Origin of the sequence: Solitalea agri, assembly GCF_023914155.1 — a bacterium.
In the GTDB taxonomy this organism is placed as follows: domain Bacteria; phylum Bacteroidota; class Bacteroidia; order Sphingobacteriales; family Sphingobacteriaceae; genus Solitalea; species Solitalea agri.
Map to the genome: position 1 here is coordinate 20,567 of NZ_JAMWYS010000034.1, position 12,624 is coordinate 33,190.

The following is a 12,624-nucleotide window of genomic DNA, read 5'->3' on the forward strand; positions in this document are numbered from 1 at the left end:
GGTTATTTAGGGTAATTCAAAGGTAATAATTGCCAGTTAAATCCGTTACTATCAGCGTTTAGTATTTGAATTTCAAACTTTTTATTTGTGAATTTTCGAAAGGAACTTATTTTCTGCTGTCTAATTGATAAAAGCATAGATGAAATTTGGTTCATGGCGGCTAATCAACAGTAAATCATTAATTTCGACCAAAATTTTATTCATGCGTTTTTACATTTTCATCTGCCTAATCTTTATTGTTTCAACTGTATCGGCTGTCGCGGGCACCATTTCTGGTAAAATTACTACCTCAAATGGGGCTCCTATTCCATTTGCTAATGTATATCTGGAAAATACCACTATTGGAACTACCGCAAATGCTGAAGGATTTTACTCATTGAAAGTAAATCCTGGGGTTTATAAATTGATTTTTAAAACCGTTGGATATAAACAATTGATTAAATCGATTTCAATTACCAATGATCCTTTGGAGTTGAATGTAGTGCTTGAGCAAGAAGTTTATACATTAAATGAGATTAATGTAAGTGCCAAACAAGAAGATCCTGCCTATGAAGTAATTCGAAATGCGATCAAAAAGCGCAAACATCATTTGAACGAAGTTAAGGGGTATTCATGTGATGTTTATATTAAAGGACTGCAACGCTTGCGGGGTGCTCCAAAAAAGTTTTTAGGTGTTGATGTTGAACAAATTGGCAAAGAGATAGGTTTGGATTCGAACCGTAGGGGAATCATTTACCTTTCGGAATCAGAATCAAAGTTTAATTTTCAGCGACCTGATAATGTTCGCGAAGAAATGATCTCATCGAAAGTTAGCGGGCGAAGTAATGGGTTTAGCTTTAATCAATCTTCAGATTTAATGATCAATCTGTATGAAAACCTGGTGCAGTTCAATCAGTTAAGTCCTCGTGGAATTGTGTCGCCAATCGCCGATAACGCTCTTTTTTATTATCGCTATCGACTGGCCGGAACCGCCAATGTTGGCGATTTACTCATTAATAAGATTGAGTTGATTCCGCGTAGAAAGAATGATCCTGTTTTCCGGGGCTTTGTTTATATCATTGAAGATTCATGGCGATTGTACAGCGCTGATGTTTTGCTGACACAAGATGCTCAGATTCGAATATTGGACAGTTTAACTGTTAGCCAGCAGTATTATCCGGCAGATAGCAAGGTTTGGATGCTGGCTTCGCAAAAGTTCAGTTTTAATGGAAATGTACTGGGATTTAAGTTTGCCGGCGATTATATAGGTGTTTATAAGAATTATGACATCGACCCAAAGTTTCCAAAGAATTTCTTTAACGGAGAAGTGCTGAATGTAACCAAAGAATCAAACAAAAAGGATTCATCTTATTGGGCTCAAGCACGTCCGGTTCCTTTAACATCCGAAGAAAAAATAGATTATATACGAAAAGACAGTATAGAAACATTAAGAAAATCACCAGTTTATCTTGATTCAATCGATCGTAAGAGCAACAAGTTTAAGCCGTTGTCATTCGTGTTGGGTGGTTATACTTATCAGCAACGTTATAAAAAGCAAAATTGGCAAATCTCTCCAGTTCTGTTTGATAACCTTCAGTTTAATACCGTTGAAGGGGTGAATCTTACCTTAAGAGGCTCGTTTAGAAAAAACTATGAAAGCCGACAGACTTATAGTATTATTCCAGAAGTACGCTATGGTTTTTCCAACCAGCATTTGAATGGGAATGTACAGGTTTATTACCGCTTTGATCCGATGAAGTCAGGCTCCATTTCGCTTAAAATAGGTACAGAGGTAGTGGACTTTAACAACCAGGGTTCTATGACGCCTTTGTTCAACACTTACAATACATTGGTTTATGCTTCAAATTACCTGAAGTTATATGAACGCCAGTTTGTAACGGCCACTTTTAGTCGTGAATTAGCCAATGGTATTCAGTTTAATGCAACTGTTGATTATGCCAACCGCCTTCCGTTGGTTAATGCTAATTTTTATTCTTTTAAACCGGAGGCTGAGCGTGAGTTTACCGCAAATAACCCCTATTATGGTTTAAACAACGATCCTGCTTTTGTTAAGAATCAGGCCCTATCCTTAAATGTAGGAACCATTATTTCGTTTGGGTCAGAATACATCACCCGTCCTGATGGCAAATTTTATGTGGGTAGCAAATGGCCGAAACTTGCCTTGAATTATAAAGCCGGCTTGCCTGTAATGGGTTCAGATGTTGACTATCATTCGGTAAATGGACGTTTATATGATTCGGGAATTCGTTTGGGTTTGCTGGGAAATATAGCCTATAGTATTGGAGCCGGTAAGTTTTTAAGTAACCGGTCGACTTGGTTTATGGACTATAAACAATTTAAAGGTAACCGGGTAACATTTTATGAGGGCAGCAGCAGCAATGTGTTCCGTTTTCTAGATTATTACCAGTTTTCTACCAATGATTATTATCTCGAAGGTCACGTAGAACATAATTTCTCTGGATTTTTTATGAATAAAATTCCGTTGTTAAGAAAACTCCGACTGGAAGAGATTGTGGGTGCTAATTATCTTCAAACCGAACAATTAAACAACTATAGCGAATTGTACTTTGGATTACAGCGACTCATGTTAAGAGCCGAATTTGGCTTGTCATGGATGGGTGGAAATACCTATCAATCTGCATTTCGTCTATCGACATCATTTTAGAATTATTTAATGAAAGAATTACAAACCATTGGTTTATTAACCGTATCGAATATTTTTATGACTTTTGCTTGGTACGGACATTTAAAATTTAAGGAGATGGAGTGGAGTAAAAACCTCGGTTTGGTGGCCATTATTCTCATTAGTTGGGGAATTGCCCTTTTTGAATACATGTTTCAGGTGCCGGCAAATAAAACTGGATTTAAAGAAAATGGAGGGCCCTTTAATCTGTTACAGTTAAAAGTTATTCAGGAGGCTGTATCAATAATCGTTTTTTTGTTGTTCACCACCTTGTTGTTTAAAACTGAGAAAATTGCCTGGAATCATTTAGTTGCGTTCTCTCTTATCATTTTGGCAGTCTTTTTTGCATTTAAAAAATGGTAAAGGTGAGTTAAATTTGAAAATTCAGAAGTACAAAGAGGAGAAAGATGTTCAGTAAAGGCTTAAAGAATATAGTTCGTTTAATGAATCAGGTGATACGCGAGTTTCAAGAGGATAAAGTCATGAAACTAAGTGCCTCACTTGCTTATTATACCATTTTTTCGCTTCCGCCAATGTTGCTGGTCATCATATCGCTTTGCGATTTGTTTTATGGAAAGCAAGCCGTGGAAGGGGCGGTTTTTAGTCAAATTAGAGGCGTAGTAGGAGATAAGCCAGCCATGCTTATTGAATCGACCTTGCAAAATGTGAGTATTACTAAAAATGCATCAATTGCTACTATCATTGGTTTAGTTACTCTGTTTTTTGGAGCAACAGGTGTGTTTCATGAGATACAGGATTCTATCAATCAAATCTGGGGGCTTCGCCTCAAGCCTAATAAGGGTAAGCGTGGCTGGCTCAAATTTCTTACTAATCGCCTGCTATCGTTTTCGATGGTTATTAGTTTAGGTTTTATTCTGCTCGTTTCATTGATGCTAAACGGGTTGATAGAAGCATTTATCCATCGTTTAATGCAATTGTTGCCTGAGGGTGAGGTGTATATGATTTATTGGACCAATCTGTTTATAACATTTATAATCACCACAAGTTTATTTGCTATTATTTTTAAAGTGCTGCCCGACGCTCGCATTCACTGGAAGGATATATGGATAGGCGCTGTGGTAACAGCCTTTTTATTCATGGTTGGTAAGTTTTTAATTGGCATTTATTTAACCAATAGTACTATTTCGAATGCTTACGGTGCCGCGGGTTCCCTTATTTTAACATTGTTATGGGTGTACTATTCGGCGGTGATCTTATATTTCGGGGCCGAGTTTACACAGGTGTATGCACAAATGTTTGGTAAGGATTTGCATCCTAACGATTATGCCATGTGGATTGAGAAGCGCGAAGTGGTTTTATCAGATGCTCAGAAAGCAGCCCAAGTCATAAACAGCACTAAAAATGAATAAAGGGTTTGCCATTTATTGCCTGAACAAATAAAAAACTCACAAATAAGAAATAGCCAATTGCAAATAGAATAGTTAACAATGAGCCAAACCGATTAACGAAAGCGGAGTTCGACTGGCTTATCAACCATCCAAAAACAGGAACAAATTGCAGCGAATGGAGGCCAATGAAATGGGCGGCTCTTAAATCACCATATTGCTTGCTCCAGTTTAAATAGGCTAAACCCGGACTGCCGTCAGGTGCACCAACAGTATGAGCTAGTTGAGCTGCCATTGTAAATCCTTCAAAAGAAAACACCACGAATACAAGCATGCCCAGCCGAATTCCCCATAAGTATGGTTTTGGGAGCGTTGTCTTTTTTATAAAAAAGAGGAAGCAAATAATTAAAACAAATAGGGTGTTTATAGTAATGGCCAATCCCATGGTTTGAAAAATCATGGCATCGAATGGCGTTGAGATGTTGTAGTGTGACTTTACTCCTCTGGCCGCCTGGCCAAAAACAGCTAGTAGCTCAATGATAAAAACTATGACAGCAACCTTTGTGTATAACTTAACCGTTTTATTGTCGTGTGGTAAATAATGATTATACCATGCCATTGAGAATAAGAAAATGGCAATGGAAAGGGCAAACTTGCTGGGTTTTACCCAGACGTTTATCCCCATTAACTGACGGTGGTCGAAAAATGTAAAAACTAACGCCAGGATGAAGAGCAGTAAACAGAATAATCCCCAATAAAAGAACGTTTTATTGCGGTGTTTCAATTCGCCGAAAAGCTTTACTAAAATCATTCTTTAATTTCCAAAAGTTGAGGGGCTGCGGTTTTTTGTTTAATCATATTGTTGATGTAGTAAACTAAGAAACCAATCGGGCCAAACATAAATGTAAGCAATTGACAAATGATTAAGAGTAAAGAGTTGCCCTTGTGCTTTAATGAGTGCTCCGTAAGCATTAAGCCAATAATCAGGTCAAAAGCTAAATAATGAATCCATCCGGCCAGTAACATATTTTTATTTCCAAAAAGAGCTGAAACGTTTTCGAGTGTTGAATAGGAGTCGGGGTTCCAATTGTTAATATTGGTGGCGATAATTCCGAAGTAAGCTACTGCAAATAGTATAACGATGAAGTTGAAAACCAGTAATGAGGTTTGCTTCCATCTGGGAACAATGATCAAAAAACACCATCCAACTAAGGCTAAGGTATTGGCAATCTGAAATGCTGATGATAAGCTCATTAAATATGCTTTTTAAGTTGATGGATCGATTTTTTTTCTGAAAAGAGGTTTATAACCACTGCTGCTTTTAGCAGTATCATTTGTTGTGGTTGAAGGGGCTTCCTCAATATCGGCAGACTTAACTATAGATGCTTTCGGCTGTTCTTTTAACGGAAATTCGGCCCTAAGGTTGTTGAACCAAAACTTTTTAGAATGATCGAAGCTTTTTTCGCTCATCTGTTCATAATGATTTTTGAACTCATTATAAAGACTTGGTTTGACTGCTTTTAAAGCATCCAGATCTATTTTCTTTTTTGTAAAAAACTCTTCAAAAGTCATTATCAGAAGAAAGGATAAAATGTTGTAGCCAAAATAACAAAAACATAATTGAATTATGAATATGGTATCGATGTCAAGTTTTAAATAAAAGGAAAGGCCGGTTCTCTCGAAAACCGGCCTGTTATAAAGGTTATTGATAAGCTAATTTAAAACAGAAATTAATCTAATGATTTATTATTTAACTAGTTCTGAATGTTTCTTTAAGTTGGAGATCATGTCAGCAGTCATAGCCGATAAATCAAATTGATGATTCCAGCCCCAGTCTTTACGAGCATAAGAATCGTCGATACTCTTAGGCCACGAGTCAGCGATTGCCTGACGAGGGTCATTTTCGCTGTAGCTGATCTTGAAATCAGGAATATGCTTTTTGATCTCTTCAGCCAATTGCGTTGGGGTAAAGCTTGTTGCGGCTACGTTATAACTTGATCTAATGGCCACTTTATCACTTTCAGCTTCCATCAATGAGATGGTTGCTCTAATGGCATCGTCCATATACATCATTGGCAGTTCAGTGTTTTCTGAAAGGAAACATTCATAAGATCCGTGCTTTAATGCTTCGTGGAAGATATGAACGGCATAATCAGTAGTTCCGCCTCCAGGTTGCGATTTCCAGCTAATTAATCCTGGGTAACGTAAACTGCGAACATCCAATCCGAATTTTTGGTGGTAGTATTCGCACCAGCGCTCACCAGCTAGTTTGCTAATTCCATAAACCGTGTTAGGATCCATGGTGCAGTATTGAGGGGTATTTGTTTTTGGTGAATTCGGGCCAAATACAGCAATAGAGCTTGGCCAGTATACTTTGCTGATTTTATATTCTAGCGCATAATCTAGAATATTAATCAGTCCATCCATGTTAAGTTCCCAGGCGCGTTTTGGGCGCTGTTCTCCTGTTGCCGAAAGTAAAGCGGCTAAAAGGTAAACTTGGGTAGGCTTATATTTTGTTAAAATGCTTTGAAGATTGTCCTTGTCGAGTACATTCGAAATTTCAAAAGGTCCGGCATTCTTGAAGTCGTAATCAGGCTCTTTGATATCGGTAGCAACAACATTAGAAGATCCATGTATGTTGCGAAGGTTTGTAACTAACTCGGTGCCGATTTGGCCGTTAGATCCTATAACTACAATTGTTTCTCTACTCATAAATCGGGATTGGTAATTGCAAATGTAGCTTTTCAGGTAATACGTGAAAAGTAAATGAAAATGATTTTGTAAAGGGGCTTTGTGGCGAAATTTATTAAGGTTTCAGGTCGTTATGACGAATATTTTGTATGGTAAATTCTGTGTTTACTATCTTTAATAAAAATGAATGACTGTTCACTTTGGGGCCTCTTGATACCGAAAACTCTCTTTTTCTTCTAATTTCTAATCCCCATGATTGTTTTTTGAATTCTTTCTACTTTTTTGCTGGTCAATTTGTTCTTTTAAAGGAAGTTATGCTGTGTGGTGGACTGTAATGCTGGCATGGAGACAAAGCGAAAGCCATTGTAAGCTGCTAATGGATTCACTTTATACCCAAATGGGCGCCTATTCCTATAATGGTTATTGGGTTCAGGAGTTTGGTAAATGAATGATCTTATTAGTTGTTTAATTAAATTTCTGTGCTACTACTACTGACTTTTTATAAACATTTATTTTTCCTGAAGTGGAGAACGTTTCAATAACAATAAGGTGAGGTCCAATTAAAACTGGCTGAGATTGCTGGTCAAGACCATCCCAAATAATAGAGCCATCAGTGCCCAGTAATTCATTGTTTCTAAGTTTTTTCACCAGTTTGCCATTCCTGTTAAAAATCGAAATATTGGCCATTAAACCTACTTGGTTAAAATGATAATTTATGGCGAGTACATCCTCAACGCCGTCATTATCGGGCGATATAACATTGGAAGAAAGCGTTACTTCATCTGCATTATTATCTGTAGAAACAGTTTGCGAATTCTCATAACCGGGTGTGGCAAAGCCTGAGGTTGAGGCTGTTGAATGAAAGTTTCCGGTCTGATTTGTCGGAAATTCAAGATTGATACGTTCGAGTGAAACACCCTCAGGATTATTGATAAGCGCAAAGTGCATTTTCTCATTATAGTCGAAACGGTCTATGATTCTGTTTTCACTTTTTAAAATAACCGCCCCTTTGTCATTATTATAAGCAGGCATCGTCTTTAATTGTATTAAGGCTTTTTCGTTCTTACAGAGGTACTGCTGTTTTAGAATGTCAACATCGGCTGTTAATGCCCTGATTTCTTTAGGATGGAATAAAGAAGTAGTGTCTGAAATGGTGTAGTAAATGATCGAATCTTTTGAAGTAAGCGTCCCGATTTTGAGTTCTTTTAGATCAAGGACTTTATCGGAATGGTTAATGACTTCCACAAAATCTACTCCACCAGGTTTTGGGTTAAATAGAATTTCGTTGATTAAAATATCTCCGGGAGCAATGGTAGACGGACGCAAAAGGTTTAGTGTTGAAGGTTCTAGTTGGTTCCCATAACAATCGGATAAATTGGAAATACTTAATCGGTAGTTTTCTCCTTGCAGTAAGGGCTGACTAAAATTGATAATTAGCTGGTCAAAATAGGGGCCCGTTAGTTCAATGCTTTTAATGGGCATACTGGGCTCAAACTTGATGGTTGCATTTTTTAAAGAAATGCTATCAACAAAGGCAGAAAGCTTTGTTGTAATTGTTACGCTATCGGAAATCTGAGCAGTTATGACACTTAATTTAACCCCATTATTGCCTTCGGAAGATATAGAATTTGGCATCCCAGGAGTTCCTCCTTGTTTGGCACTGCTGGCTTTCCATTGCTGGGCCGCAGTACAAAATGCCATGGATTCATTCCGTTCTAAGGTAAATCCACCAGCCTTCTTTTCAGTATTTCTGTACCAGTCATCAGTATAGCTTATTTGATCAATGACTGTTCCTTCAGCGTTTTTTAATCCCAATGCATCCCCTGAGTTATTAAGCGATGGCCAAGGTGACAAACCTTTTGTTGAACCCCAAGCTGCATAATCGGCCGTATCAGCAATAGGGCATAATATCAAATAGGTTTTGGGTTGAATTACCCCTGATTTAAAGGTAAATGTCGTTGTGGCATCACTGTAAGTCCAGTTTTTTAATTCAATTAAACTATCGCTAGTATTGTAAATTTCAACGAATTCAGCTGTTGGAAGGTCGATCTGTGGTGACGGATCCGGAAACAGCTCAGTGAATATTATATCTCCAGGTTTTCCAGGATAAATAGGTTTCGGTTTTACCAATTCACTTATCTCGAAATCATCAAAATAGAATTGGTTACTACGAGTGGCAGTATATTTTGCTTCCACGCCAAAATGGGTACTTATTATATGAGTAAGGTCGGTTGCGGTTCCCTCACTTACAAAATCCTGTTGTTCGGGCATTCTTGTTTTCAACTCAAATAATCCTGCTTCGGTACGGGTTACTTCTATTTCAGCTTCTAAAAGGTTTAAGTCTTTTCTTGTTTTGGATGGTCCGTCAATGATTTTTGAAATGGAACTGCCTGTTTGTTTGAATAGATCATAAGAATCGGTCGAGCCATTTTCGCCAATTTGAACAAAATAGCCGTTGAGGGGTTTGTTAAGATCAGCTTGGTCTGCCATAAGATAAACCCTTGCCTGGTTGGAACTGGAAGGATTGAAACTTAGTTTAACCGAGAACTTCCATTTAGTATTAAGAGAACTATTGCTTTCGGTACTTAGATAAACCTGCGCAGTTGCAGAATTGCTTTTTGTTTGCAGTTGTTGACCGGTGTTTATGAACCACGCATCAATGTTGCCATTCCATTGCGGATTTGATGATAAATTGCCATCGGCGAAAGAATCTTTTAATTGTGAATAGGAGTTCAGGTATAAAAATGACAATAAAATGCATAAAATGTTTTTCATAATTGGTAATATTGCGGGAAAGATGTTTAATGAAAATATCGAATTAAAAAAATTTAAACAATAGTTAAATGAAAGTCGCAGTAGTAGGTGCCACCGGTTTGGTAGGTACAAAAATGTTACAAGTATTGGCGGAAAGAAATTTTCCTGTTTCTGAATTGATCCCGGTAGCTTCGGAGAAGAGTGTAGGTAAGGAAATCGAGTTCAAGGGTAAGAAGTTTAAGGTTGTTTCAATGGAAACCGCTATTGCGATGAAACCTGAGATTGCTATTTTCTCTGCTGGCGGAAGCACTTCAACAGAGTTTGCTCCTAAGTTTGCTGAAGCAGGTACAACTGTAATTGATAACTCATCAGCTTGGCGTATGGATCCTACAAAAAAACTAGTGGTTCCAGAAGTTAACGCCAATGTATTGACCAAAGAAGACAAAATCATCGCAAACCCTAACTGTTCAACCATTCAAATGGTAGTAGCATTAAAACCTTTGCATGATAAATATAAAATTAAGCGTGTTGTGGTATCAACCTATCAGTCGGTTACTGGTACTGGTGTTAAAGCTGTAACGCAGTTGATGGAAGAACGTCAAGGTATTAAAGATGGTACTAAAGCGTATCCATACGAGATCGACTTGAATGTAATTCCTCAAATCGATGTTTTCCTTGAAAACGGTTATACCAAAGAGGAAATGAAAATGATCAAGGAAACTAACAAGATCATGTGCGATGATAGCATTAAAGTGACTGCAACCACTGTTCGTATTCCGGTAATGGGTGGCCACTCAGAGTCTGCTAACGTTGAGTTTGCTACTGATTTTGATTTGGATGAGGTAAAGCAACTTTTAGCTAAGGCTCCGGGTATTGTTTTGGTTGATGACATTGCTAACCTGCAATATCCTATGCCTAAAGATGCACACGATAAAGATGAGGTGTTTGTAGGTCGTTTACGTCGTGACGAGTCACAGCCGAATACCTTAAACATGTGGATCGTTTCAGATAACTTGCGTAAAGGGGCTGCTACCAATGCAGTTCAAATCGCTGAATACTTATTGAAAAGTGAATTAGTTTCAGCTGGTTCGGCGGTTGTTGCTTAATCAGTTATTGTAAATATTTTTAAAGCGCTGAAGTGAAAACTTTAGCGCTTTTTTATTTTCCGAAGTAATTAAAGAAATACTTGGTACAAATTCTATTTTTGCTTTAAGGATACAAATGGCGGTTAATTAGTATACCCGCAGATGTAAAACATAATGATCGACTTCTTCAGCATAAAAAATATTTGGTTTACAGTATGGGGTTATCCCATGAGCCACATCGAATTTTGGGGAACTATTGCGGGTGCCATTGCAGTTGCTCTCTCATCCAAGGCTAATGTGTGGAGCTGGCCTCTGGGTTTAATCAATGTGATCCTTTTCTTTTTTGTTTTTTACCAGGTACAACTGTACCCCGATATGCTGCTGCAAGTGTTTTTCTTTGTGACCAACGTTATAGGTTGGTGGCATTGGACTCACCCAAAACCTGAACAAGCCGATAAAAAGAATGAATTGAAGGTTAGTTTTACATCTGCTAAATGGTTGCTAATATTATCAGCGACAGGTATGGCCGGCACTTTTGTATTGGGGCAAATGGCGCAAAACCTTCATACCTGGTTGCCTGGTATATTTAGTCAGCCAAGTGCATTCCCTTACCTCGACTCTTTTGTGCTGGCTTTTAGTGTGATCGGTACTTTTATGATGATTGAGAAGAAGATAGAATGTTGGCTGTTATGGCTTGGAGTTGATGTTTTATGTACCTATATCTATTATATTAAAGGTGTAAAGTTAATTGCTGTTGAGTATTTTGTTTTTTGCATTATAGCCGCTTTTGGTTACTGGTACTGGGTCAAAGAATATCGATCGTATAGTAATCAACCCGAAGCCGTTACAAACTAGCTGATATTGGAATCTGAACAAATTGCAACTGTAAAAAGAATATGTATTTATGGACCTGAAAGCACCGGGAAAAGCACCTTGGCAGCTTATCTGGCTTATAAGTTTCAAACTGTATATGTTCCTGAAATAGCCCGCGACATGATCAGCTCGAATGACTTTAACCTCGATGATATTCTTAAAATAGGCAGAGCTCAAACAGCAGCTGTATTAGAGAAAACATCGCAGGCTAATCGATTCTTGTTTTGCGATACTGATTTAATTACCACTCAAATTTATTCTGATCATTACTTGGGCGTAATTCCGGAAGAGTTATACCAGCTAGAGAAACAGGTTGTGTATGATGCTTACTTTCTAACAAGTATCGACGTGCCATGGGTGCCCGATGGTTTAAGAGACTTATGGTATAATAGGGAGGAAATGTTTGAGAAGTTTAAGAAGGAACTTGAAAAACGAAATATAACCTATTATTTGGTGGTGGGACGTGATTTCAGAGAACGTCAGCTGTTTGTGGTGAATAAACTGCGCGAACTTTTTGGATAAAGAATCAGCAATTAGCTTTTAGGTACTATTCTTCTGCCTAAAAGCCAATTGCTGACCTAAACTATAAATACCTTTCTTTAATAATATTTTCGTGATGCTTAGTATGACCCGCAATAATGAATCCCATAGCTAATGCCGTACAAGTTTGACTACTGCCAATTCCTTTACGGTTTAATTCATCATTACTAAGCGAATTAAATAAGCTTAGGGTGGCGTTTCTTACCGTTTTAAATTCATCAACAATACTATGCAAACTACGTTGGTTTGCATTGCCAAATTCCACAAATTCGTTCTCGTCAAAGCTTGGCAAAGGAGTAGTATCATTTCTGGAAAATCGTAAAGCTCTGTACGAGAAAATACGTTCCGCATCAGACAAGTGTTGAAGTAACTCTTTCAATGTCCATTTATCTTTTGCATAAGCAAATTCAGCCTTTTCATCTGGTAGGGTATCAATAAAGTTTAAAAACTCTTCTGTGCTTTTTTGCAATGCTAATTTTACTTCATTCTCTTCAACCAAAGAAATGTAATGGTCGAAATACTGCGGGTATGTTCCTGCTGCCGGTCTCATAATGGTTTATCGTTCTTTGCTCAAAGATAGAATTTGAGCCCCTAAAGAAGAATAGATTTTGATAAGATTTCAATCAATATTATTATCTATTTTGCAGATAAT

Annotated in this window: 12 protein-coding genes; 6 read left to right on the top strand and 6 right to left on the bottom strand. The window is 37.7% G+C overall.

Going from position 1 to position 12,624, the window contains the following annotated elements; translation table 11 throughout:
* The first annotated feature begins 202 nt into the window (after window positions 1-202).
* The 3 genes from NF867_RS10170 to NF867_RS10180 are packed head-to-tail and all read left to right on the top strand — an operon-like array spanning window position 203 to window position 4,053.
* The gene (locus NF867_RS10170) at window positions 203-2,665 is read left to right on the top strand and encodes a DUF5686 and carboxypeptidase regulatory-like domain-containing protein (protein WP_252587732.1); all 2,463 of its coding nucleotides are present in this window, start codon (window positions 203-205) and stop codon (window positions 2,663-2,665) included.
* Window positions 2,666-2,674: 9 nt separating this feature from the next.
* Window positions 2,675-3,046 (top strand): DMT family protein, encoded by a 372-nt coding sequence (locus NF867_RS10175; protein WP_252587733.1) that lies wholly within the window; start codon window positions 2,675-2,677, stop codon window positions 3,044-3,046.
* A gap of 44 nt (window positions 3,047-3,090) precedes the next feature.
* Entirely contained in the window at window positions 3,091-4,053 is a 963-nt protein-coding gene (locus NF867_RS10180) for a YihY/virulence factor BrkB family protein (protein ID WP_252587734.1), read from the top strand.
* On the opposite strand, the gene NF867_RS10185 is transcribed toward NF867_RS10180, so the two are convergent.
* The 5 genes from NF867_RS10185 to NF867_RS10205 form a co-directional block, all read right to left on the bottom strand.
* Window positions 4,040-4,840: a hypothetical protein gene (locus tag NF867_RS10185; RefSeq protein WP_252587735.1), complete on the bottom strand. Its 801-nt coding sequence runs from the start codon at window positions 4,838-4,840 to the stop codon at window positions 4,040-4,042. The genes NF867_RS10180 and NF867_RS10185 overlap by 14 nt on opposite strands.
* A complete protein-coding gene (locus NF867_RS10190) occupies window positions 4,837-5,283 on the bottom strand; it encodes an ABA4-like family protein (RefSeq protein ID WP_252587736.1) in 447 nt (148 codons plus the stop codon). Before NF867_RS10190 ends, NF867_RS10185 begins: the two co-directional genes overlap by 4 nt.
* 12 nt (window positions 5,284-5,295) lie before the next feature.
* Window positions 5,296-5,601, bottom strand: a complete 306-nt coding sequence (locus NF867_RS10195) for a hypothetical protein (RefSeq protein WP_252587737.1) — start codon at window positions 5,599-5,601, stop codon at window positions 5,296-5,298.
* A gap of 174 nt (window positions 5,602-5,775) precedes the next feature.
* Window positions 5,776-6,741: an NAD-dependent epimerase/dehydratase family protein gene (locus NF867_RS10200; protein ID WP_252587738.1), complete on the bottom strand. Its 966-nt coding sequence runs from the start codon at window positions 6,739-6,741 to the stop codon at window positions 5,776-5,778.
* 444 nt (window positions 6,742-7,185) lie between these two features.
* Window positions 7,186-9,495, bottom strand: coding sequence for a lamin tail domain-containing protein (locus NF867_RS10205; RefSeq protein WP_252587739.1), 2,310 nt, complete (start codon window positions 9,493-9,495; stop codon window positions 7,186-7,188).
* 68 nt (window positions 9,496-9,563) lie between these two features.
* Here NF867_RS10205 and NF867_RS10210 point away from each other — a divergent pair, with 68 nt between their 5' ends.
* The 3 genes from NF867_RS10210 to NF867_RS10220 all read left to right on the top strand — a co-directional run bounded on the left by NF867_RS10210 (window position 9,564) and on the right by NF867_RS10220 (window position 11,954).
* Window positions 9,564-10,580: an aspartate-semialdehyde dehydrogenase gene (locus tag NF867_RS10210; RefSeq protein WP_252587740.1), complete on the top strand. Its 1,017-nt coding sequence runs from the start codon at window positions 9,564-9,566 to the stop codon at window positions 10,578-10,580.
* Between the two features lie 207 nt (window positions 10,581-10,787).
* A complete protein-coding gene (gene pnuC, locus NF867_RS10215; protein WP_252587741.1) occupies window positions 10,788-11,414 on the top strand; it encodes a nicotinamide riboside transporter PnuC in 627 nt (208 codons plus the stop codon).
* A 6-nt stretch (window positions 11,415-11,420) separates the two neighbouring features.
* Entirely contained in the window at window positions 11,421-11,954 is a 534-nt protein-coding gene (locus NF867_RS10220; protein ID WP_252587742.1) for an AAA family ATPase, read from the top strand.
* 61 nt (window positions 11,955-12,015) lie between these two features.
* On the opposite strand, the gene NF867_RS10225 is transcribed toward NF867_RS10220, so the two are convergent.
* A complete protein-coding gene (locus tag NF867_RS10225; RefSeq protein WP_252587743.1) occupies window positions 12,016-12,522 on the bottom strand; it encodes a DinB family protein in 507 nt (168 codons plus the stop codon).
* Window positions 12,523-12,624: the final 102 nt, after the last annotated feature.